At 72.3% G+C, this 23,532-nt stretch carries 16 protein-coding genes and 1 tRNA gene; 14 read left to right on the top strand and 3 right to left on the bottom strand.

Features of this window, described 5'->3' with window-relative positions; genetic code table 11:
• The first annotated feature begins 16 nt into the window (after positions 1–16).
• The 6 genes from trpA (at position 17) to OG344_RS21945 (ending at position 5,298) form a co-directional block, all read left to right on the top strand.
• Positions 17–811: a tryptophan synthase subunit alpha gene (trpA, locus tag OG344_RS21920; RefSeq protein WP_150933139.1), complete on the top strand. Its 795-nt coding sequence runs from the start codon at positions 17–19 to the stop codon at positions 809–811.
• 195 nt (positions 812–1,006) lie between these two features.
• Positions 1,007–1,519 carry a DoxX family protein gene (locus tag OG344_RS21925; protein WP_405084664.1) on the top strand — a complete coding sequence of 171 codons (513 nt, stop codon included), beginning with the start codon at positions 1,007–1,009 and terminating at the stop codon, positions 1,517–1,519.
• 60 nt (positions 1,520–1,579) lie between these two features.
• Entirely contained in the window at positions 1,580–2,329 is a 750-nt protein-coding gene (locus tag OG344_RS21930) for a DsbA family protein (RefSeq protein ID WP_405084665.1), read from the top strand.
• A gap of 238 nt (positions 2,330–2,567) precedes the next feature.
• Positions 2,568–3,656: a prolipoprotein diacylglyceryl transferase gene (gene lgt / locus OG344_RS21935; protein ID WP_405084666.1), complete on the top strand. Its 1,089-nt coding sequence runs from the start codon at positions 2,568–2,570 to the stop codon at positions 3,654–3,656.
• Positions 3,653–4,372: a VIT1/CCC1 transporter family protein gene (locus OG344_RS21940; RefSeq protein ID WP_405084667.1), complete on the top strand. Its 720-nt coding sequence runs from the start codon at positions 3,653–3,655 to the stop codon at positions 4,370–4,372. The genes lgt and OG344_RS21940 overlap by 4 nt, the downstream gene beginning before the upstream one ends.
• Positions 4,369–5,298, top strand: coding sequence for a hypothetical protein (locus OG344_RS21945; RefSeq protein ID WP_405084668.1), 930 nt, complete (start codon positions 4,369–4,371; stop codon positions 5,296–5,298). Before OG344_RS21940 ends, OG344_RS21945 begins: the two co-directional genes overlap by 4 nt.
• 105 nt (positions 5,299–5,403) lie before the next feature.
• Here the strand turns inward: OG344_RS21945 and OG344_RS21950 are convergent, their stop codons facing one another.
• Positions 5,404–7,086, bottom strand: a complete 1,683-nt coding sequence (locus tag OG344_RS21950; RefSeq protein ID WP_405084669.1) for a bis-aminopropyl spermidine synthase family protein — start codon at positions 7,084–7,086, stop codon at positions 5,404–5,406.
• A 169-nt stretch (positions 7,087–7,255) separates the two neighbouring features.
• On the opposite strand from OG344_RS21950, the gene gltB reads away from it, so the two are divergent.
• The 4 genes from gltB to OG344_RS21970 all read left to right on the top strand — a co-directional run bounded on the left by gltB (position 7,256) and on the right by OG344_RS21970 (position 15,897).
• Positions 7,256–11,797: a glutamate synthase large subunit gene (gene gltB / locus OG344_RS21955; protein WP_405084670.1), complete on the top strand. Its 4,542-nt coding sequence runs from the start codon at positions 7,256–7,258 to the stop codon at positions 11,795–11,797.
• 57 nt (positions 11,798–11,854) lie between these two features.
• Complete coding sequence (locus tag OG344_RS21960) at positions 11,855–13,339, top strand: glutamate synthase subunit beta (protein WP_405084671.1); 1,485 nt, start codon at positions 11,855–11,857, stop codon at positions 13,337–13,339.
• 214 nt (positions 13,340–13,553) lie between these two features.
• A complete protein-coding gene (locus OG344_RS21965) occupies positions 13,554–15,347 on the top strand; it encodes a S8 family peptidase (protein WP_405084672.1) in 1,794 nt (597 codons plus the stop codon).
• A gap of 133 nt (positions 15,348–15,480) precedes the next feature.
• Positions 15,481–15,897: a DUF2784 domain-containing protein gene (locus OG344_RS21970; RefSeq protein WP_405084673.1), complete on the top strand. Its 417-nt coding sequence runs from the start codon at positions 15,481–15,483 to the stop codon at positions 15,895–15,897.
• Here the strand turns inward: OG344_RS21970 and OG344_RS21975 are convergent.
• Positions 15,821–16,570 carry a hypothetical protein gene (locus OG344_RS21975; protein WP_405084674.1) on the bottom strand — a complete coding sequence of 250 codons (750 nt, stop codon included), beginning with the start codon at positions 16,568–16,570 and terminating at the stop codon, positions 15,821–15,823. The two genes, OG344_RS21970 and OG344_RS21975, sit on opposite strands and share 77 nt — an antisense overlap.
• Positions 16,571–16,777: 207 nt before the next feature.
• Here OG344_RS21975 and pyk point away from each other — a divergent pair, with 207 nt between their 5' ends.
• The 3 genes from pyk to OG344_RS21990 all read left to right on the top strand — a co-directional run bounded on the left by pyk (position 16,778) and on the right by OG344_RS21990 (position 22,021).
• Positions 16,778–18,211 (top strand): pyruvate kinase, encoded by a 1,434-nt coding sequence (gene pyk / locus OG344_RS21980; protein ID WP_327045185.1) that lies wholly within the window; start codon positions 16,778–16,780, stop codon positions 18,209–18,211.
• Between the two features lie 163 nt (positions 18,212–18,374).
• Positions 18,375–20,156, top strand: coding sequence for an ABC transporter ATP-binding protein (locus OG344_RS21985; protein WP_327045186.1), 1,782 nt, complete (start codon positions 18,375–18,377; stop codon positions 20,154–20,156).
• Positions 20,157–20,194: 38 nt separating this feature from the next.
• On the top strand, positions 20,195–22,021 hold the full coding sequence (locus OG344_RS21990) for an ABC transporter ATP-binding protein (RefSeq protein WP_405084675.1): 1,827 nt from the start codon (positions 20,195–20,197) through the stop codon (positions 22,019–22,021).
• 592 nt (positions 22,022–22,613) lie between these two features.
• Here OG344_RS21990 and OG344_RS21995 read toward each other — a convergent pair.
• Positions 22,614–22,687: transfer RNA gene (locus OG344_RS21995), tRNA-Leu, on the bottom strand.
• Between the two features lie 138 nt (positions 22,688–22,825).
• On the opposite strand from OG344_RS21995, the gene OG344_RS22000 reads away from it, so the two are divergent.
• Positions 22,826–23,404 carry an ANTAR domain-containing response regulator gene (locus OG344_RS22000; protein ID WP_405089140.1) on the top strand — a complete coding sequence of 193 codons (579 nt, stop codon included), beginning with the start codon at positions 22,826–22,828 and terminating at the stop codon, positions 23,402–23,404.
• Positions 23,405–23,532: the final 128 nt, after the last annotated feature.

Genomic DNA, 23,532 nt, shown 5'->3' on the forward strand with positions numbered 1-23,532 from the left:
TCGATAGGGCATCCCGATGACGACACTCCAGGCGGTGTTCGACAAGGCACGCGCCGAGGACAGGGCCGCGCTCGTCGGCTACCTGCCGGCCGGCTTCCCGACCAAGGACGGCGCGGTGAAGGCCGCGACCGCGATGGTCGAGGCCGGCTGCGACGTGATCGAGATCGGCCTGCCGTACTCCGATCCGCTGATGGACGGCCCGACGATCCAGGACGCGGTGCACCGGTCGCTGGAGAACGGCACCCGCATCGCCGACGTGCTGCGCACCGTCGAGGGCGTGGCGAAGTCCGGGGCCGCGACGCTGGTGATGACGTACTGGAACCCGATCGACCGCTACGGCGCCGAGCGCTTCGCGCGCGACCTCGCCTCGGCGGGCGGCGTCGGGACCATCACTCCGGACCTGACGCCCGAGGAGTCCGGGCCCTGGCTCGACGCGAGCCGGGAATCCGGCCTCGGCACGGTCTTCCTCGTCGCGCCCAGCTCGCCGGACGAGCGCATCGCCCGGGTCGCCGCCTGCTGCACCGGTTTCGTGTACGCGGCCTCGCTGATGGGCGTGACCGGCGCCAGGGAGTCGGTCAGCTCGGCGGCCGAGGGACTGGTCAAAAAGACCAGGGCGCACACGTCGCTGCCGGTCTGCGTGGGTCTCGGCGTCGGGAACGGCGCCCAGGCCGCCGAGGTCGCGTCGTACGCCGACGGGGTCATCGTCGGGTCGGCCTTCATCCGGCGGCTGCTCGACGCGCCGGACGAGACGTCCGGACTCGCGGCGGTACGCGAACTCGGGGAGGAACTCGCCAGGGGTGTCCGGCGCTGAGCCGGATCTCCGGCTTTCTCCCCCCGGTACCGCCGCGAACAGCGGAAACGCCACCGCTTACCATGCTCTTATCCCACACATGGTGAGGTTGGGTCCCGGTACTGTTCAGTCGGTGTTGCCTACCGGGCGAGGAGTCTGATGGTTCAGTTGGCATCCGGCGCTCAGGTGTCCGGCCGGTTACCGTCCGCGAAACCGGTGTTCCCTTGGGTCACGACCGCGGCGCGCGTCGTGCTGGCGGCCGTGCTGATCGTCGCCGGCGCGCTCAAGATCGGTGCGCCCGCGCTGTCGGTGCAGGCGGTGCGCGCCTATCAGCTGCTGCCGGAGTCCCTGGCGCAGGTCGTCGGGTACGGCCTGCCGGTCGTGGAGATCATCGCGGGCCTGCTACTGCTCGTCGGCCTGTTCACCCGGGTGGCGGCGGGAGCCGGTGGCGTGCTGATGGTGGCCTTCGTCATCGGCATCGGGTCCGCGTGGGCCAGGGGGCTGCGCATCGACTGCGGCTGCTTCGGCGGCGACGGCACCCTCGCCGCGGGCCAGGATCCGAACTACTTCTGGGAACTCGCACGTGACATCGGGCTGCTCGCCTGCGCGGCGTGGATCGTCGTGAAGCCGGTGAGCCGTCTGTCGCTTGACTCGGCTCTCGGTTTCGGGGGAACCCGGGAGCCGGTGGACGAGGACGGTCCGGACGAGGACCGGGACGACCGCGTCTGAGAGACAGGACCGCGGGTCCGGCGCTGGGCCCGGCCGCGGTGACAGCAGGGGGGAAGGTTCGTGAGCAAGCGGACGAGTGAGGCGGCCAAGGCGCGCATCGCGGCGCAGCGGGAGGCGCTGCGCAAGCAGGACCAGCGCAGGCGCGTCACGATGATCGCCACCATCGCGGTGGTCGTCGTGGTCGCGGCCGCCTTCGTCGTGTGGTCGGTGCGGCAGGGCGCCTCGGAGAAGGTCGCCGGCGGCCTCGCCGCCGTGACCGTGCAGGAGGACGGGACCGTCGTGATGGCCAAGCCGGGGGTCACCACGCCCGTGGTCGACGTGTACGAGGACTTCCAGTGCCCGGCGTGCAAGCAGTTCGAGGAGACCAGCGGCGCCACGCTGAAGAACCTGGCCGCCGAGGGCAAGGCGAAGGTCGCCTACCACGTGATCACGATCTTCCCGCAGGAGCCGACCAAGGGCAACTCGCTGCGCGCGGCCTCGGCCGCCCGGTGCGTCACGGACGGCCGGCAGTGGGTGGCCTTCCACGACAAGCTCTACAAGAACCAGCCGAGCGAGACCTCCAGCGGGTTCTCCGTGGACCAGCTGATCACGTGGGGCAAGGAGGCGGGCGTGACCTCCTCCGGCTTCGACGACTGCGTGCGCAAGCAGGGCAACGTCCAGGCGCACCAGACGTACACGCAGCAGGTCATGAGCACGCAGAAGCTGGGCGGCACGCCGACCGTCAAGGTCAACGGCAAGGAGCTCGACAGCACGACCGCGTTCGTGCCGAGCGCGCTGCGCGACGCCGTGGTCAACGCCGCCAAGGGCTGACCCCGGCGAGAGAGGCTCAGCCCCGGTGTCGATGCTCGGGGGTGTCGATGATCCGGGTTTCGCCGCCGTGTGGCGGGTGAGCATTCCGGCATGCCCCGCGACGACCGTTCCGCCCCACACTCCGCGCCGGTCGGTGACCTACCCGGATGACCCGCCGGCGGGCGGCCGGAGCACGTCCAGGTACCGATGAACGCGGCGGGCACCGGACTCGCCCCCTCTTGCGGTAACGTCACGTTACATGCCCCTCCTCGCCTCGATTCCCAGCCCGTCACAGGGGGTCTGGAATCTCGGACCGATCCCGATCCGCGCGTACGCCCTGTGCATCGTGCTCGGCGTCGTCGTCGCCGTCTGGATCGGCGAACGCCGCTGGCGCGCCCGCGGCGGCGCCCCGGGGACGGTCACCGACCTCGCGGTCTGGGCCGTGCCCTTCGGCCTCGTCGGCGGACGTCTCTACCACGTCGTCACCGACTGGCAGATCTACTTCGGCTCCGACGCGCCCAAGCGGCCGATCGACGCCCTGTTCATCTGGGAGGGCGGCCTCGGCATCTGGGGCGCGATCGCGCTCGGCGCGCTCGGCGTCTGGATCGCCTGCCGCCGCCGCGGCATCTCCTTCACCGCAGTGGCCGACACCCTCGCCCCCGGCGTGGCCGTCGCCCAGGCCATCGGCCGCTGGGGCAACTACTTCAACCAGGAGCTTTTCGGCGGCCCCACCACCCTGCCGTGGGCGCTGGAGATCGAGCCGGGCCGCCCGGGCACCGTCCCCGGCGTGACCACCTACCACCCGACCTTCCTGTACGAGTCGCTGTGGGACCTGGCGCTCGCCGGCGTGCTGATCCTGGCCGCCCGCCGCTTCGGCCTCCGCCACGGCCGGGTGTTCGCGCTGTACGTCGCGGGCTACACGCTGGGCCGCTTCTGGATCGAGGGGCTGCGGGTCGATCCCGCCCACGAGATCCTCGGCCTGCGGCTGAACCAGTGGACCTCGATCGTCATCTTCCTGTGCGCCGTCGCGTACCTGCTGCTGTCCCGCAACCGGACGGGGGAGGAGCCGGTCGGCGTCCTCGCGGGGGACGGCGAGGGCGCCGACCCCGCCCACCAGCGGGACCAGGCCGACGGGCCCGAGCTCGGCGGCGGGGAGGCCGGCGGCCTGATCACCGCCCAGGGAGACACAGCGGAGACGGACGGCACCGGCTCCGCTTCCGTGGACTCCGCTTCCGCGGGTTCCGAAGACGCCGCGGCGGACTCCGGTGAGGGGGACAGGGCGCCGGCGGGCGCCGGCGCCACCGGCGACGGCGGGACCATGCCGGATCCGGAGGCCGGGCGGCGATGACCGAGGCCAGGACGGGGGCACGGGCCGAGGCACACCACCAGCACAGGGACGTCACCGGCGGATGGCTGCGGCCCGTGGTGTTCGGCGCGATGGACGGGCTGGTGTCCAACTTCGCGCTCATCGCGGGTGTCGCCGGTGGCACCGCCGAGACCAGGATCATCGCCCTCGCCGGCATCGCCGGCCTGGCCGCCGGAGCGTTCTCCATGGCGGGCGGCGAGTACGTGTCGGTCGCCAGCCAGCGCGAGCTGGCCGAGGCCGAGATCGACGTCGAGCGGCGGGAGCTGGAGCGGCATCCCGAGGCCGAGGAGGCCGAGCTGGCCCAGATGTACGTCCAGCGGGGCGTGGATCCGGAGACCGCCAGGGAGGTCGCGCGCCAGATCTCCCGCGACCCGGAGGAGGCGCTCGCCGTCCACACGCGGGCCGAGCTGGGCGTGGACCCCGGCGACCTGCCGTCGCCGCTGCTCGCCGCCGGGTCGTCGTTCTTATCGTTCGCCCTCGGCGCCCTGGTCCCGCTCCTGCCGTACCTGCTCGGCGCGCGGAGCCTGTGGATCTCGGCCGCCGCGTCGATGGTGGCGCTGTTCGTCGCCGGCGCGGTGGTCTCGCGCGTGACGGCCAGAAGCTGGTGGTTCAGCGGCCTCCGCCAGCTCGTGGTGGGGGCCGTGGCGGCGGCGCTGACCTGGGGACTGGGGTCGCTGATCGGAACAGGCGGTCTATGACCAAGCGCAAGCGCCGGTCGTCCGCGACGGCCGAGCGCTGGGCCGGATCCACCCTCACCGATCTCGGGCTGGACGACCGGCAGCAGCGCGTGTTCGTCTGGTCCGTGACCGCCGTGGGCGTGCTGGCGATCGCCCTGGTGCTGACACTGGTGGTCAACGCGCTGGGCGGAGGCGGACCCGCGGCGGCGCCGACGGGGGCGTCGGCGGACATCTCGGGCCAGGGACTGCCGTCGTCCTTCCAGTCCTGGCCGTCTCTCAAGGAGTTCGCCCCGATCGCGGACCGCAAGGCGGACGCCGCGCCGCTGAGCGTCCAGGAGGTGTTCGGCGCTCGGACGCTCAGCGCGGGCAAGACCACGCTGCGCCGCCTCACCAGCCGCCTCGACCAGGCCTGCGGGGGAGCGGTGTGGGGCGCCGACCTCGCCGACTCCCTCGCGGAGGCCGGGTGCACCCAGGCCGTCCGCGGCCTGTACGCCACGGCCGACGGGGTCCACCTGGCGCAGTACACGCTGTTCAACCTGTCGTCCGTCGCCTCCGCCGAGTCGCTGGCGACGTCGCTGGCGACGCTCTACCGGGGCTCCTGGGTGCAGCCGCTCGGATCCCCCCGGGCGAAGTTCGGCACCTACAGCGAGGCCAGCGCCCAGGTCATGGGGCACTACCTCGGCGTGGCCTGGATCGGCAGGACCGACGGCGCCGAGCCGGGCGAGAACGACGACTTCGTCATGCTCGGCCTGGCCGTGCGGGAGGCGGAAAGAGCGGTCTTCCGCCGGGTGGTCGCGGTCGCCGGCGTGCCGTCGGAACCCGCCCAGCCGCCGGGCCCGGCCGACACCGCCCAGCCCGCGGAGGACCCGCCGGCCGATCCCGGCGCCTCTCCGGCGTCTTCCGTTACAGCGCCGCCGTCCCCGTCCGTCCCGCCCGCCCAGCAGTAAGGGCCGGCAGCAGGACAGCGCACTGGCCGGGGTCCCGGGAACGCGCCTGCCCGCGCGGCTGATCGCGGTGCGGGACTCGCCCTGCCGGTGGATCCCCGGCGAGGGTCAGGCCGGGGTGGGGGCGGCGATCTCTTCCGTCATCTGGGCGAGGCGGTGGAGCGGGAGTTCGAGCGGGGTCGCGTCGCCGGCCCAGGGAGCGGCCGACTCCACGGCGGCCCTGGCCTGCCGCTTGGTGAGCCCGGGCGTTTCGGTGAGGTCGGTCGTCGTCGGGCCGGTCCTGGTGAGCGCCTCCCGCCAGGTGTTGGCGAGCTTGCCGTGCGCGCTGTCGAGGATCGCGCGGATGATCCGGTCCGGCCCGCCCTCCGGCGGCGCGAGCCGTACGGCGTCGAGGACACGGCCCTCGGCGGCGAGGTCGTAGACCGGGGCGAGCAACGCGGCCAGCGCGGGCAGCCCGGCGACCGGGCCGGCGGTGAGCACCCGCACGTGCCGGGCCCGGGTGGCGAGCAGCAGGCGGGGCAGGGCCGCCTCCAGCCCGGCCGGCACCGCGATCGCCACCCGCTCCGGGTCGGCGGCGTACGGCTTGGCCAGCAGCGTGGCGAGCCGGGTGCGGGGCACCTGGGGCAGCAGGCCGCGCGGCCAGTCCCCGGCGAGCAGGCCCGGCCCGAACGCGGTCACCGCCGCCTCGTCCGCCGCCCTGTCCGCCGCCCTGTCCGCCGCCCTGTCCGCCGCCCTGTCCGCCGCGCTTTCCGCACCCGGGCCGGCCGCGCCGCCTGCCGCCTTCGCCGCCGCCCTGCCGGGACGCCCGGCGGGGGCGGACTCCACGGCCTGGGGGCCCTGCGTGTAGATGGCCGTGGCGAGGCGGTCGAGCCGCGCCGCGATCGCGGGCCAGGTCTTCGTGGTGGGACGCAGCACGTAGAGGTCCGCTGCGCTACCGATCGCCTCTGCCCCGTGATATCGGTTGAAGTGCGGAAATATCGCCTCATGCAGAAGATTGAGGTCGACAAGAGCCTTCTGCACCTTCAGCGCGAGCATCGGGGTGCGCTCGGAGGCGCCGTACGCCACAAGGATGCGTCCCCGCTCGCGGTCGCGCAGGCCCTCGGCGGCCCGGGCGGCGAACAGCCCGATCCCCTCCGGTGTATACGGCGGGTCGGTGATCGCGAGGTCGGCCCAGCCGCGCAGCGACGGCGGCAGGCCGAGGCGCAGGTCGGCCCACCGGGTGCGCACCCCGAGGTCCTGGGCGTCGACGAACTCCAGGATGCGGTCGTCGATGTCGGCCACCGCCACCTCTACCTCCGGGTGGACCATCCGCACGGCCAGCGAGGTCAGGTCGTGGTCGCCGACGCACAGCAGGCGGGCGCCGGGCAGCCAGAACCGCCGCCCCAGCAGGAGGGCGCGGCGCAGCACGGTCTCGGCGGTCGCGGAGACGTGGTCGAGCGCGTGCCGGCCCCGGGGAGCCTCGGCGATCAGCCGCTCCAGGCGGGCCAGGGTTTCGGCGTGTTCCGGCACCATTTCGGACACCGGATTCCCCAGATCGGAAATATCCGGCTCGACCCCCGCGTTGAAGCGGTTGACCTGATCCATGGGTATCCGGACACGGTCGCCGCTGTGCTCAAGGGGGAGCGCCCGCAGCAGCGACTCGATCGTCCGCCGTGGCGTCGCGGTCTCCCGTACCAGGTCAGGCAGGGTCCACCAGCGGCCGCCTGACAGGAGCGCCAGTGCCCCGCGCAGGCCCAGGCCGTCCACGCCGGCCTCCGCGAGCAGTTCGTCGATCGCCTCATGTCCACCCATGCGCAAACCCTATCGAGGCCCCATCCAGCGCGCTGACCTGTGCAGGTTCGCGAAGCGGACCGGGGGGGCACTATTCCGGCAGCGTGTTGTAATCTCTAAGCACCACAACCGCAGCAGGGCCAGCGTCGTCCCTCTGTTCCACGCAGAAGTTGACGACGGGAGTGACTACATGCCTGCTGCCCGCCTTGGCCTTCCCGGAGGTCTCCCCGAGCCTCAGGGACTCTACGACCCCGCCTTCGAGCATGACGCCTGCGGCGTCGCCATGGTCGCAGACGTGCAGGGTCGCCGCAGCTACGACATCGTCGCCAAGGCACTGACGGCCCTCCGCAACCTCGACCACCGGGGCGCGAGCGGCAGCGAGCCGGACACCGGCGACGGAGCGGGCATCCTCACCCAGATCCCCGACGCGTTCTTCCGCGCCGTAACCGCCGAGCTGGGATGGCCCGGCGAGCTTCCCGCGGAGGGCGCGTACGCCGCGGGCACCGCGTTCCTGCCGGCGGACGAGCAGGCGAGGGCCGCCGCGAGCGGGATCATCGAGCGGATCGCCGCCGAGGAGGGCGTGAACATCCTCGGCTGGCGCGACCTGCCGGTGGACCGCGACCTGCCCGGCGCCACCGCGCGGGCGGTCATGCCCCACTTCGCGCAGCTGTTCGTGACCGCGCCCGGCGGCGAGACCGGTGCCGACCTCGACCGGATCGTGTTCGCCTTCCGCAAGCGGGCCGAGCACGAGGCGGACGTCTACTTCTCCTCGCTGTCCTCGCGGACCATCGTCTACAAGGGCATGCTGACCTCGCTGCAGGTCGAGCCGTTCTTCGCCGACCTGTCCGACGAGCGCTACGTGAGCGCGATCGCGCTGGTCCACTCGCGCTTCTCGACCAACACCTTCCCCTCCTGGCCGCTGGCCCACCCGTACCGGTACGTCGCGCACAACGGCGAGATCAACACCGTCCGCGGCAACCGCAACTGGATGCGCGCCCGCGAGGCGATGCTCGCCACCGGCCTGATCCCGGGCGACCTGCGGCGGCTGTTCCCCATCTGCGACCCGGACGGCTCCGACACCGCCTCGTTCGACGAGACGCTGGAGCTGCTGCACCTCGGCGGCAGGTCGCTGCCGCACGCCGTGCTGATGATGATCCCGGAGGCGTGGGAGAACCACACCGAGATGGACCCGGCCCGCCGGGCCTTCTACGAGTTCCACTCCACCCTCATGGAGGCGTGGGACGGCCCCGCGTCGATCACCTTCTCCGACGGCACGCTGGTCGGCGCGGTCCTCGACCGCAACGGCCTGCGCCCGGGCCGGTTCTGGGTCACCGACGACGGCCTGGTCGTGCTCGCCTCCGAGGCCGGCGTGCTGTCCGACATCCCGCAGGAGAAGGTCGTCCGCAAGGGCCGCCTGCAGCCGGGCCGGATGTTCCTCGTGGACACCGCGCGCGGCCGGATCATCGAGGACGACGAGGTCAAGGCCGAGCTCGCCGCCGCCGAGCCGTACGGCGAGTGGCTGCACGCGGGCCTGGTCCGCTTCGAGGAGCTGCCCGAGCGCGAGCACGAGCACCCCACCCACGAGGCGCTGGTCAAGCGGCAGCAGACCTTCGGCTACACCGAGGAGGAGCTCCGGATCATCCTCACGCCGATGGCGCGGAACGGCGCCGAGCCGATCGGCTCGATGGGCACCGACAGCCCCGTCGCCGTGCTGAGCGAGAAGCCGCGGCTGCTGTTCGACTACTTCAGCCAGCTCTTCGCGCAGGTCACGAACCCGCCGCTGGACGCCATCCGCGAGGAGCTCGTCACCTCGCTGCAGTCGACGATCGGCCCCGAGGGCAACCTGCTCGACCCCGGCCCGGCCTCGTGCCGCCGGCTCGTGCTGCCCTACCCGGTGATCGACAACGACGAGCTCGCGAAGATCGTTCACATCAACGACGAGGGCGCGCTGCCCGGCTTCCAGCCGTACGTCGTGTCCGGCCTGTTCGACGCCGCCGGCGGCGGCGAGGCGCTGGTGCGGCGGCTGGAGGAGATCCGCCTGGAGGTCTCCCGGGCCATCGAGGACGGCGCCCGGATCATCGTGCTGTCCGACCGCGGGTCCTCCCGCGAGCGGGCGCCGATCCCGTCGCTGCTGCTCACCGGCGCGGTGCACCATCACCTCATCCGGGAGAAGTCCCGCACCCGGGTCGGCCTGGTGATCGAGACCGGCGAGGCCCGCGAGTGCCACCACATGGCCCTGCTCGTCGGGTACGGCGCGAGCGCGATCAACCCCTACCTCGCCCTGGAGACGGTCGAGGACATGATCGCGACCGGTCAGCTCGACCTGGACCCGCGCAAGGCCGTGCGCAACCTCATCAAGGCGTACGGCAAGGGCGTCCTGAAGGTCATGTCCAAGATGGGCGTGTCCACGGTCGCCTCCTACACCGGCGCGCAGATCTTCGAGGCCCTCGGCCTCGGCGCCGAGGTCATCGACAGGTGCTTCACCGGCACCACCTCCCGTCTCGGCGGCGTCGGCTTCGACGTGCTGGCCAGGGAGGCGCTGGAGCGGCACGCGCGGGCCTACCCCCGCGCGGAGAACCCGCACCGGCGGCTGGAGGTCGGCGGCGAGTACCAGTGGCGCCGCGAGGGCGAGCCGCACCTGTTCAACCCGACCACCGTCTTCAAGCTCCAGCACTCCACCCGCACCCGGCGGTACGAGATCTTCAAGGAGTACACGTCCCTGGTGGACGGGCAGTCCCAGAAGCTCATGACGCTGCGCGGCCTGTTCCGGCTGCGTCCCGCCGGCGCGCCGATCCCGATCGACGAGGTCGAGCCGGTCGAGTCGATCGTGAAGCGGTTCTCCACCGGCGCCATGTCGTACGGCTCCATCTCCATGGAGGCGCACGAGACGCTGGCCATCGCGATGAACCGGCTCGGCGCCAAGTCGAACACCGGCGAGGGCGGCGAGGACCCCGAGCGGCTGCACGACCCCGAGCGGCGCAGCGCGATCAAGCAGGTGGCCTCCGGCCGGTTCGGCGTGACCAGCGAATACCTCGTCAACGCCGACGACCTGCAGATCAAGATGGCGCAGGGCGCCAAGCCCGGCGAGGGCGGCCAGCTGCCCGGCCACAAGGTGTATCCGTGGATCGCCAAGACCCGGCACTCCACCCCCGGCGTCGGCCTCATCTCGCCGCCGCCGCACCACGACATCTACTCGATCGAGGACCTCGCCCAGCTCATCCACGACCTGAAGAACTCCAACCCGCGCGCCCGCGTCCACGTGAAGCTGGTCGCCGAGGTCGGAGTAGGGACCGTGGCGGCGGGCGTCAGCAAGGCCCACGCCGACGTCGTGCTGATCTCCGGCCACGACGGCGGCACCGGCGCCTCCCCGCTGACCTCGGTCAAGCACGCGGGCGCCCCCTGGGAGCTCGGCCTGGCCGAGACCCAGCAGACGCTGCTGCTCAACGGGCTGCGCGACCGCATCGTCGTGCAGGCCGACGGCCAGCTCAAGACCGGCCGCGACGTGGTCATCGCGGCGCTGCTCGGCGCCGAGGAGTACGGCTTCGCCACCGCTCCGCTGGTCGTCTCCGGCTGCGTCATGATGCGGGTCTGCCACCTCGACACCTGCCCGGTGGGCGTGGCCACGCAGAACCCCGAGCTGCGCAGGCGGTTCAGCGGCAAGCCCGAGTTCGTGGTGAACTTCTTCGAGTTCGTCGCCCAGGAGGTGCGCGAGTACCTCGCCGAGCTCGGCTACCGCTCGCTCGACGAGGTCATCGGGCGGGCCGACCTGCTCGACACCACCCGCGCGGTCGAGCACTGGAAGGCCGCCGGCCTCGACCTGTCGCCGATCCTGCACCAGCCGGAGCTGCCCGAGGGCACCCCGCGCCGCAGGGTCGCCGAGCAGGACCACGGGCTCGACAAGGCGCTGGACAACACGCTGATCCAGCTCGCCGAGGGCGCGCTGAGCCTCGGCGAGCCGGTCACGCTGGAGCTGCCCATCCGCAACGTCAACCGCACGGTCGGCACCATGCTCGGCCACGAGGTGACCAAGCGGTACGGCGGTGCGGGCCTGCCCGACAACACGATCGACGTGTCGTTCACCGGCTCGGCGGGCAACTCGTTCGGCGCGTTCGTGCCGCGCGGCGTCACGCTGCGGCTGACCGGCGACGCCAACGACTACCTCGGCAAGGGTCTGTCGGGCGGCCGCATCGTCGTCCGGCCGCACCCCGACGCGCCGTTCGAGGCCGAGACGCAGGTCGTCTCGGGCAACGTCGGCCTGTACGGCGCGACGTCCGGCGAGGTCTTCGTCCGCGGCATCGTGGGCGAGCGGTTCTGCGTGCGCAACTCCGGCGCGACCGCCGTCGTCGAGGGCGTGGGCGACCACGGCTGCGAGTACATGACCGGCGGCAGGGCCGTCGTCCTCGGCGCGACCGGCCGCAACTTCGCCGCCGGCATGTCGGGCGGCGTGGCGTACGTGCTCGACCTGCGGCCCGAGCGGGTCAACCGCGAGATGGTGGAGCTCGAGGCGCTGAACGACGAGGACGCCGAGTTCCTGCGGGAGATCGTCGACAGGCACCTCACGGAGACCGGATCCACGGTCGCCAAGGCGCTGCTGGCGGACTGGGACGCCGCGCTCGGCCGGTTCGCGAAGATCATGCCGACCGATTACAAGCGGGTCCTGCTGGCGCGGGCCGCCGCCGAGGCCGAGGGCCGCGACATCGACGAGGCGGTCATGGCCGCCGTCCACGGGTGACGCCGATGAACGTCGTCACCACCACCGTTCCCACACGACGATAAGGGGGGTACACCGATGGCTGACCCGAAGGGGTTCCTGACACACGGGCGCGAGCTGCCGGCGCGCCGCCCGGTCGACGTGCGCATCCGCGACTGGCGCGAGGTCTACGAGGACTTCCCCAAGCCCGCGCTGACCAAGCAGGCGGCCCGCTGCATGGACTGCGGCATCCCGTTCTGCCACAACGGCTGCCCGCTCGGGAACCTCATCCCCGAGTGGAACGACCTCGTCTACCGCGACGACTGGCGCGAGGCGATCGAGCGGCTGCACGCGACCAACAACTTCCCGGAGTTCACCGGCCGCCTGTGCCCCGCCCCGTGCGAGTCGGCGTGCGTGCTCGGCATCAACTCCGACCCGGTCGCGATCAAGCGGGTGGAGGTCGAGATCGTCGACCGGGCCTTCGCCGAGGGCTGGGTCACGCCGCAGCCGCCCGCCGTCAGGACGGGCCGGAAGGTCGCGGTCGTCGGCTCCGGCCCGGCCGGCCTCGCCGCCGCGCAGCAGCTCACCCGTGCCGGGCACGACGTGGTCGTGTTCGAGCGGGCCGACCGGATCGGCGGGCTGCTCCGGTACGGCATCCCCGAGTTCAAGATGGAGAAGCGGCACGTCGACCGCCGCATCGCCCAGATGGAGGCCGAGGGCACCGAGTTCCGCACCGGCGTCGACGTGGGCGTGGACGTCACGGCGGCCGGGCTGCGCGCGGAGTTCGACGCCGTCGTGCTGGCGGGCGGCGCCACGGCGTGGCGCGACCTGCCGGTGACCGGCCGCGAGCTCAAGGGCGTCTACCAGGCGATGGAGTACCTTCCCCCGGCCAACAAGGCCCAGGAGGGCGACTACGCCGAGTCGCCGATCTCGGCGGAGGGCAGGCACGTCGTCGTGATCGGCGGCGGCGACACCGGCGCCGACTGCATCGGCACCGCGGTCCGGCAGGGCGCGCTGTCGGTCACCCAGCTGGAGATCATGCCGAGGCCGCCGGCGGCCCGTCCGGGCAGCCAGCCGTGGCCGACGTACCCGATGCTGTTCAAGATGGAGAGCGCGCACGAGGAGCTGGAGGCCGGGGCGGGCGACCGCGTGTACGCGGTGTCCACCACCGGGTTCGCCGGCGACGACGAGGGCAATGTGCGGGCGCTGCGCCTGGTCGACGTCGAGGGCCCGGCGGCGGGGTTCGCGCCGATCCCCGGCACCGAGCGGGAGATCCCGGCCGACCTGGTCACGCTCGCCATGGGCTTCCTCGGCCCGGAGAAGGGCCCGCTGCTGAACGACCTCGCCGCCCTGTCGGGCGACCCGGAGTCGTTCTTCGACGCCCGCGGCAACGTGGCCAGGAACTCCTCGTACGAGACGTCGGTGGAGGGCGTGTTCGCGGCCGGCGACATGGGCCGCGGCCAGTCGCTGATCGTGTGGGCGATCGCCGAGGGCCGGTCCGCGGCGGCGGCGGTCGACCGGCACCTGAGCGGCCGTACGGTCCTGCCCGTGCCGATCCCCCCGACGGCGCGGCCCCTCGTCTGATCGCGATGTGCGCCGCCGGCGCGGTTCCCAGAGGATTGGACCGCGTCCGGCGGCATTACCCGGCAAACCGGGAATACCTCCATCTCGGGAGGCCAGGCCGCGCGGCGGCCGGCCCGTGCGGCTCTCGGGCCACGCGGTCCGGCGGGTTGCGGCGCGCGGCTGGCTGCCGGGAAGATGCTGAGCCCGATCACGGGCCCGGAATCGAGGAGGAGCGTTGCACGCACGGGGGCGGCTCGCCGGGGCCATCATGTCGATCGCACTGCTCGGCGGGCTGGGCGCCTCGTCCAGCGCACCAGCGATACCGGGCGTCCCGGCGCTGATCCTGTTCAGCACAGCGGACGCGCTGAGCACACCCGCTCCACCGGGCCCCTCGGGGTCCGCGACCGCGGCCGGGCAGGCCGGTGACTACCTGGTCTTCTACGTGGACGGCGGGCGGGCCGCCGCGCAGCGGGCGGCCGAGGCCGCCGGCGGCACGGTGCGGGCCCACGACGACCGCCTCGGCTATCTCCTCGTGCGCACCTCCGCGCCCGAGCGGATCGGCGCCGACCCCGCCGTGGTCGGCGTCGCCCGCGACCGCCCCATCGGCCGGACCGCCGGCGCTCCCGTCTCCGCCGGAGCGTGGCGTACGACAGGGCGTACGACAGGGCGTACGACAGGGCGTACGACCCCCGGCGCGACGCGCCCGGACAGGGCCGCGCGGGCGGGGGAGAGGCGGGCGGGGGAGAGGTGGGCAGGGGGCGCGGAACCGCTCGCCGACCGGCAGTGGGACATGAGGATGATCGGCGCCACGCCCACGGGCTCCTACGCGAAGGCGAGGGGCAGCCACAAGGTGCTGGTCGGTGTGATCGACACCGGCGTCGACGGCCGGCACCCGGACATCGCGCCGAACTTCAACCGGGCGCTGAGCCGTAACTTCGTGACCGACCAGCCCACCGACCCCAACGGCAGAAAGCTCGACGGACCCTGCGAGTACAAGGGGTGCAAGGACCCGGCCGACGTCGACGACGACGGCCACGGCACCCACGTCGCGAGCACGATCGGCTCGCCGATCAACGGCATCGGCGTCGCCGGCGTCGCCCCCGACGTGTCGCTGGTCAACCTGCGCGCCGGCACCGACTCGGGCTTCTTCTTCCTCAAGCCCACCCTGGACGCCCTGGAGTACGCCGCCGACGTCGGCGTCGACGTGGTCAACATGAGTTTCTACGTCGACCCCTGGACGTTCAACTGCCCGGACAACCCCGGCGACACGCCCGCCGAGCGGTCGGAGCAGCGGGCGATCCTGGAGGGGATGCGGCGGGCGGTCAACTACGCCCGGTCGCACGGCGTCACGCTGATCACCGCCATCGGGAACGCCGGGGGAGACCTCGGCAAGCCGAAGACCGACACCTCCAGCCCCGACTTCCCGAAGGGCTCGGAGAAGAACCGGTCCGTCGACAACTCCTGCCGCAACGTCCCGGCCGAGCTCGACGGCGTCATCTCGGTGTCCGCGGTCGGCCCGAGCGGCCGCAAGGCGCCCTACTCCGACTACGGCACCGAGCAGACCGACATCTCGGCGCCCGGCGGCGACGTCTTCGACGGCGGCACCGCGCTGCGCGGGATCGACCGGGAGATCCTCGCCGCCGCCCCCGAGCACGTCCTGCGCGCCCAGGGCCGCCTCGACGCCAAGGGCATGCCGAAGGACAACTCGGTGATCCGCGAGTGCCGTGCCGGCAAGTGCGCCTACTACCAGTACATGGAGGGCACCTCGATGGCGGCGCCGCACGTGACCGGCGTGGCGGCCCTCATCATCGGGCGGTTCGGCAAGCCGGGCCCGGGCGGGCTCCAGATGGACCCCGCGGAGGTGGAGCGCCTGCTCTACGCCACGGCGACGCCGAAGGGCTGCCCCTCGCCGCGCACCTACCGCTACGGGACCGGCGAGACCCAGGTCTGCGAGGGCCCCGCGAGCCGGAACGGCTTCTTCGGCCACGGCCTGGTCGACGCCGCCCGGGCCGCGACCGTCGCCCGCTGACCCGCCTGAGTGCCGACCCGCCTGAGTGCCGACCCGCCTGAGTGCCGACCCGCCTGAGTACGGAACTGAGTAGGCCGCCGGATGCCCGGCGGCTGTACGGCGATCTACCCTCGGCTTCTCAGGAGGGCAGATCATGATCTACCGGTTCGTCTGGCAGGCCACGATGGCCGCGCACTTCCTGGTCATCGCCTACATCGCCCTGGGCGGCTTCGCCGCCTGGTGGCGGCCCCGGCTGGCCTGGCCGCACCTCGCGCTGTGCGCCTGGGCGCTCGTCCAGCTCACCGGGCTGGTGGAGTGCCCGCTGACGGCGCTGGAGAACTGGGGACGCGCCCGGGCGGGGGAGCGGGGCCTGCTGCCCGGCGGCTTCATCGACACCTACATCGAAGGGGCCGTCTATCCCGAGGAGTACGTCACGGCCGTCCGGCTGGCCGTGATCGCCGTCGTGCTCGTCTCCTGGGCCGGTCTGGCCGTCGTCATCCGCCGACGCCGCAGACGTCCTTCGCGTACGACAGGAACGTCTGCTGCACCGGCGCGGGAGGCGTCGCGATGAGGTAGCGCCGCTCGCCCGCCCCCACCGTCCCGTAGACCGGGAACAGGTACGCCTTCTTCGCCTCGGCGAAGGCGTGCCAGTCGCAGCGGGCGGGCGTGACCTCCACCGGGATCTCCAGGCGCGGCGACCCCGGCTCCAGCACGGCCACCGGACGGCTGCGGCCCGACAGCGGCCTGACGGTGTAGTGCGTGGTGGCGCCCAGTTCGTCGATCGTCACGGGCTCCGCGCCCTGCTTTCTGGTCACCAGGAGCACCCCGCGCAGCGCCCGGCCCGCCCTGGTCCACGTGTCGCCGAAGGTCACGTCCGCCGCCCGGCGCAGGAGGTACGCCCCGCACTCGGCCTTGACCAGCCCCGCCAGCAGCGGGTCCGGATGGCGTACGGGGAACTCCGCCCTGCGCGCCGGTCCCTCGCCCGCCTGCACGGTCGCCACGACGGTGGCGGGGCGGACCGGCGGGATCGTCGCGGGGTCGCACCGCGCCTCGCCGTAGGGAATCCGCAGGTCGGTGCGCGGAGTCCGGCCCAGCGTGGAGTCCACCCGGGCCGGCGGGAGCGTGGCGAAGGAGCCGGTGACGAGCTGCACGTCGAGGAACCGGACGGGGGTGTCGCCGTCGTTGCGCACGGAGACCTCGAGCTCGTGGGCCGCCTCGTCGCTGCGCCACTGGTTCAGTGACACGGAAACACCCGGCGGAGGCGCGGGGGATTCGGTAGCCTGGCCTCCGCACGCCGCCAGGGTGAACAGCGCCGTTATCGCCCCCCATGCCCGGGTACGTTCCATGGCTGCAGGCTAGGGCACGCGGGTGATCGCGTGAAGTGTCTGAACATTTGGCGACGGCTGTATGTGCCGTCACATCGAGTGGTCTGTACCAATTAGGGTAGTGTTGTGAGTCGTCGAGCAAAGATCGTCTGTACCCTCGGGCCCGCCACCTCCTCGCCGGAGCGCCTTCGCGAGCTCATCACGGCGGGCATGAACGTGGCCCGTTTCAACCTCTCCCACGGCAGCCATGAGCTGCACAAGGAGGTGTTCGACCGGGTCAGGGCCGCCGCCGACGAGCTGGGCTGTGCCGTCGGCATCCTGGCCGACCTCCAGGGACCCAAGATCCGCGTCGGACGCTTCGCCTCCGGCCCCGTCCGGCTCGGCTTCGGCGACGTCTTCACCATCACCACCGAGGACGTCCCCGGGGACCGTGACATCGTTTCCACCACCTACGATGGCCTGCCCGGCGACGTCGGTCCCGGCGACACCATCCTCGTCGACGACGGCCGCCTGAACCTCGAGGTGACCGCGGTCGAGGGGCCGCGCGTCGTCACCCGCGTCGTCATCGGCGGCATGATCTCCGACAACAAGGGCCTCAACCTCCCCGGTGTCGCCGTCAGCGCCCCGGCGCTCACGGAGAAGGACGTGGCGGACCTGCGCTGGGCCCTGCGCACCGGCGTCGACATGATCGCCCTGTCGTTCGTCCGGTCGCCGGAGGACGCGGCCCTCGTCCACGCGATCATGGAGGAGGAGGGCGTCCGGCTCCCGCTCCTCGCCAAGATCGAGAAGCCGCAGGCCGTCGAGTGCCTGGAGGAGATCGTCGACGCCTTCGACGGCGTGATGGTCGCCCGCGGCGACCTCGGCGTCGAGCTTCCGCTGGAGCAGGTGCCGATCGTCCAGCGCCGCATCATCGAGCTGTGCCGTGAGAAGGCCCACCCGGTCATCGTGGCCACCCAGATGCTCGACTCGATGATGAGTGCCCCGCGGCCCACCCGCGCCGAGGCGTCCGACGTCGCGTACGCGGTGATGGACGGCGCCGACGCGGTGATGTTGTCCGGCGAGACCTCGGTCGGTACCTACCCGATCGAGTCCGTGGCCACGATGGACCGCATCGCGGTCGCGGCCGAGGGCACCACGCTGCAGGCCACCCACAACCTGGACCGGCTGCCCGAGACGACCGGCGGCGCCATCGCCCGCGCGGCGGCCGAGGTCGGCGCGATCGTCAAGGCCAAGGCCCTGGTGGCGTTCACGATGTCCGGTGAGACCGCCCGCCGCCTGGCGCGCTACCGCTCGTCGATCCCGCTGCTCGCCTTCACCTCCAACCCGCAGGTGCGCGGCCAGCTCGCGCTCACCTGGGGCGTCGAGACGTTCGAGGTGCCGTTCGTCCACCACACCGACGACATGGTGCGTCAGGTGGAGGCCTCGCTGCTCGCCCTCGGCGTGTGCGAGAAGGGCGACAAGATCGTCGTCGTGGCCGGCTCCCCGCCCGGCAACCACGGGTCCACCAACGCGCTGCGCGTCCACACGGTCGGCTCGCTCGTCGCCCACCCGGCGGGCTGACACCGGCGGCCCGCGGGGCCGGGCCGCACGGGCCCGGCCTCCGTGGGAGCTGTGATCCCCGGCGGCGGGATCAAACCGCTTGCGGACGCGGCGTTCTTCGACGGAGCATGGCAGGAGCGAGTAATCCGCCCTGTCAGACGCCGGAGGAGCGCTGCGCCCGTTGATGGCATCCCCCCAGACCCCCGGGCCCGTCCACGGCCGGTCGTCGTGGCGCTCACTGTGGCGGCTGCGGGCCTACCTGCGGCCGTACGCCGGCAGCCTGGTCGTCTCGTGGTTCGCGGCGCTCGGCGGCATCTCGGCCGGCACGGTGATCCCTCTCGTCGGCAAGGAGATCATCGACGGGCCGGTGGCCCACGGAGATCTGGCCGGGCTGGTCCCGCTCGGGCTGCTCGCCCTCGGCCTCGGTGTGACCGAGGCGGTTCTCACGTTCGTCCGCCGGTGGTCGCAGGCCGGGCCGGTCCTCGGCCTCGAGACCGCGATCCGTGACGACGTCTACCGGCAGCTCCAGCGGCTGCCGATGAGCTTCCACGACGGGTGGCAGTCGGGCCAGCTGCTGTCCCGCGCGACGAGCGACCTGTCGACGATCCGCCGGTTCCTCGGGTTCGGCGTGCTGTTCCTGATCATGAACATCCTGCAGCTCACCGCGGTGACGGTGGTGCTCCTGCGGATGTACTGGCCGCTCGGGCTGCTGGTCGCCGCCTCCGCGCTCCCCGTCGTGGCCCTGTCGCTGCGGTTCGAGCGGCGTTACATCGGCATCTCCCGGCGGCTGCAGGACCAGCAGGGCGACCTCGCGACACTCGTCGAGGAGTCGGCCGTCGGAGTCCGCACCGTCAGGGCGTTCGGGCGGCGCGAGCACGTCTTCGGGGGCTTCACCGCCGCCGCGCGGGAGGTCCGCCGCACCACCCTGGGAAAGGTCCGCCTGGCCTCCCGGTTCTTCACCTTCCTCGAAGTGGTGCCGAACGTCACGCTCGCACTGGTCCTGCTGCTTGGCGCCATCGCCGTCGGGGCCGGCGCGCTGACGCTCGGCACGCTGGTCGCGTTCACCACGCTGGTCCTCCAGCTCGTCTGGCCGGTCGCCTCCCTCGGCTACATCCTCGCCATGGGGCAGGAGGCGATGACCTCGGCGGACCGGGTCGTCGAGGTGCTCGACACGGTTCCCGCGATCCGCGGCGGCGCGGCCGTCATCGAGCGCCCCCGCGGCCACGTCCGCTTCGAGGGCGTGGAGTTCCGCTTCCCCGGCGCGGACCGCCCGGTGCTGCGCGACGTCTGGCTGGAGGTGCGGCCGGGGGAGACCGTCGCCGTCGTCGGGGCCACCGGTTCGGGCAAGACGACGCTGACCACCCTCGTGCCCCGCCTGTGCGACGTCACCGCGGGCCGCGTCACCATCGACGGCCACGACGTACGGCACCTGTCGCCGGTCTCGCTGCGCTCGGTGGTCGCCACCGCGTTCGAGGAACCCACGCTGTTCTCCATGAGCGTGCGCGAGAACGTCACGCTCGGCCGCGGAGACGCCACCGAGGAGGAGGTCAGGCAGGCCCTGGAGATCGCGCAGGCGACGTTCGCCTACGACCTGCCATGGGGGCTCGACACCCGCATCGGCGAGCAGGGCATGTCGCTGTCGGGCGGCCAGCGGCAGCGGCTGGCGCTGGCCAGGGCCGTGCTCGGCGGCCCGCGCGTGCTCGTGCTCGACGACACCCTGTCGGCGCTCGACGTGGAGACCGAGGCGCTGGTGGAGGAGGCGCTGCGCCGCGTGCTCGCCGACGCCACCGGCATCGTCGTGGCCCACCGCGCCTCGACGGTGCTGCTCGCCGACCGCGTGGCGCTGCTCCGCGACGGCACCATCGCCCACGTGGGACGGCACGGCGACCTGCTGGCCACGGTTCCGGAATACCGCGAACTGCTCGCCCAGGACGCGGGCCTCGACGCCGAGAGATCCGCGCCATGACCCAGGAAACCGACAGCGAATCGGATGTGAGCCCCCCGATGGGCGAAGCGGGAAACACAGCCTGGCGGGGGGTCGCGGCCGAGGAGCGGGACGAGATCTCCGAGCGGGTCTCCCTGCTGCTGCGCACCCGGTCCCGCCGTCTGCTCGGCGACCTGCTCCGCCCGCACCGCCGGGCGATCGCCGTGCTCACCGCGGTCATCGTCGTGTCCAACGCGGCCGGGCTGGCCCTGCCGTACCTGGTGAAGAAGGGCATCGACGACGGGATCCCCCCGATGCTGCGGGGGCACGGCGCGGGGGCCCTGCTGGCCGTCGTCGCCGCGGTGCTGCTGGCCGCGGTCACGCAGGCGCTCACCCGGCAGGCGTTCCTGCAGATGGCGGGCCGGATCGGCCAGGACGTCCTGCTGGAGCTGCGCCGCCGGGTCTTCGACCACTTCCAGCGGCTGTCGCTGTCGTTCCACGAGAAGTACACCTCGGGGCGGGTCATCTCCCGGCTGACCTCCGACGTGGACGCGATCGCCGAACTGCTGGACTCGGGCTTCGACGGCCTCGTCACCGCCGTGCTCACCCTGTGCGGCACCGCGGTCATGCTGCTGGTGCTCGACGTGCGCCTCGGTCTGGTGGCGCTGCTGCCGCTCCCGGTCCTGCTGCTGTTCACCCGGTGGTTCCGCCGGGAGTCGAGCGTCACCTACCGCCGTACGCGGGAGGCCGTCGCGCTCGTGATCGTCCACTTCGTGGAGACGATGACCGGGATCCGGGCGGTGCAGGCGTTCCGCCGGGAGCCGCGCAACCAGGAGATCTTCGAGCGGCTCAACGCGGACTACCGCGACGCCAACGTGCGAGGCTCGCGACTGGTGGCCGTGTTCATGCCCGGCATCAAGCTGATCGGCAACGTCACGGTCGCCGTCGTCCTGCTGTACGGCGGCCTGCTCGCGCTGCGCGGCACGGTCACGGTCGGCGTGCTCGCCGCGTTCCTGCTCTACCTGCGCCAGTTCTACGAGCCGATGCAGGAGATCAGCCAGTTCTACAACGCCCTCCAGTCGGCGGGGGCGGCGCTGGAGAAGCTGTCTGGGGTGCTCGAGGAGCGACCGGCGGTGGCCGAGCCCGCCCGGCCGGTGCCGCTGCCGCGGGCCGCCGGGGAACTGCGCTTCGAGGCCGTCCGGTTCGGCTATACCGAGGGCCCGCCGGTGCTGCCGCTGCTCGACCTGGAGATCCCCGCCGGGCAGACGGTCGCCGTCGTCGGCACGACCGGCGCGGGCAAGACCACGCTGGCCAAGCTCGTCGCCCGGTTCCACGACCCGGTGGCCGGGCGGGTGCTGCTCGACGGCGTGGACCTGCGCGGCCTGGACGAGGACACCCTGCGCCGCCACGTGGTCATGGTCACCCAGGAGAACTACCTGTTCAGTGGGACGATCGCGGACAACGTGCGCTTCGGGCGCCCCGACGCGCCGGACGCGGAGATCGCGCGGGCCGTGGAGGCCATCGGCGCCCACACGTTCGTCTCCACCCTCCCCGAGGGATACGAGACCCAGGTCGGCAAGCGCGGCGGCCGGATGTCGGCGGGGCAGCGGCAGCTTGTCGCGTTCGCCCGGGCCTTCCTCGCCGATCCCGCCGTGCTGATCCTGGACGAGGCCACCTCCAGCCTCGACGTGCCCAGCGAGCGGCTTGTGCAGCGGGCGCTGCGGACGATCCTCGCCGACCGGACCGCGCTGATCATCGCCCACCGCCTGTCCACCGTCGAGATCGCCGACCGGGTGCTCGTGATGGAGCACGGCCGGATCGTGGAGGACGGCTCGCCCGACCAGTTGATCGCCCGCTCCGGCCGGTTCGCCCGCCTCCACCATGCCTGGCTCGACAGCCTCGCCTGACCCTGTCCGCGGCGTCTTGGTACGGGGGCGGTGGCGAGAAGCGCGGTGCGGAGGAGTGCGGGTCAATACTTCGGGCCCACGAACCGGTCGAGGCGGGCCACGGCGTCGCGTCGGGCGACCGAGATCTCGTTGGGCTTGTTGTGGCGCCACGCGACGCCGAGGCGGTCCAGCGTCTCACCGCACAGCCGGAGGATGTCGGCCGACTCGTTCTTGAACAGGTATCGCGGGTACTCGTACCACTTGTCCTCCCCGCCGACCGGCCGCCGGACCCGGTTCGTCCCCCGGTAGCCGTCCGAGTGGATGAGACCGCGCGCGAAGAGCCCCGGATGCTCGGTGACATCGCGGGGATCTCCTCGCAGCGCGGGCAGGTCGCGGCCCGGGCGGGAGGCCGGTCAGGGTGGTCCCGCCACTCACGGAGCGTCGAGGGGGAGATGCCCAGGCGACGGCTCGCCTGAGCCAAGGTGAGACCGGAGTCGAGGTGAGACCGGAGTCGAGGAGACGGAGAGCCCGGCGGCGAGTCGAGGAATCGTACACACGCCCGATCGTGGCAGTCGCCACCGACAGTTTCCGAGCGAACACATGAGGTGAAAAGTGCCCCGGGTGGGACTCGAACCCACACTGTACGGGTTTTGAATCCGCTCCCTCATGCCATTGGGGTACCGGGGCTTCAATCCGGACATTGCCTGCTTTGTCCGAACCCGTCGCACAGTAGCCTACCAAACAGGTGATCACCCACGAGGCCCCTGGCGTGGTTCCAATGTAGCGGACATCGGTAACCTCTTGTGCGTGAGTACGCAGCGGCGAGTGGTGATCGCGGAAGACGAGGCGCTGATCCGCCTCGACCTCAAGGAGATGCTCGAAGAGGACGGCTACGCCGTGGTCGGGGAGGCCGGTGACGGCGAGACGGCGGTCAAACTGGCCCTGGAACTCCGCCCCGACCTGGTGATCCTGGACGTGAAGATGCCGGTGCTCGACGGGATCTCGGCGGCCGAGCGCATCGTCTCCGAACGAATCGCCCCCTGTCTCATCCTCACCGCGTTCTCGCAGCGTGACCTGGTGGAGCGGGCCAGGGACGCGGGGGCGATGGCCTACCTGGTCAAGCCGTTCACCAAGGGCGACCTGGTCCCCGCGATCGAGATGGCGGTCACCCGGCACGAAGAGATCGCCGCGCTGGAGAAGGAGGTCTCCACGCTGTCGGAGCGGCTGGAGACCAGGAAGCTGGTGGAGCGGGCGAAGGGCCTGCTCATGGCCCAGCACGGGTGGACCGAGCCGCAGGCGTTCCGGTGGCTCCAGAAGGCGTCGATGGACCGGCGCATGAGCATGCGCCAGGTGGCGCAGATCGTGGTGAACGAGAACGGCGGCGGGGCCACGGCAACCGCCTGACCACGCGCCCCTGCTGATCGTCCAGGAGAAGACTCCTGGTCAGGGACGTGTGCCGCTAAGTTGAGGAGTTATTACGACTCCGCATCCAAGTGCGGACAGTTCTGATGCATCCCTGGTCGGGGGCACCC

It is taken from the genome of Microbispora sp. NBC_01389 (genome assembly GCF_045040095.1).
Lineage (GTDB): Bacteria > Actinomycetota > Actinomycetes > Streptosporangiales > Streptosporangiaceae > Microbispora.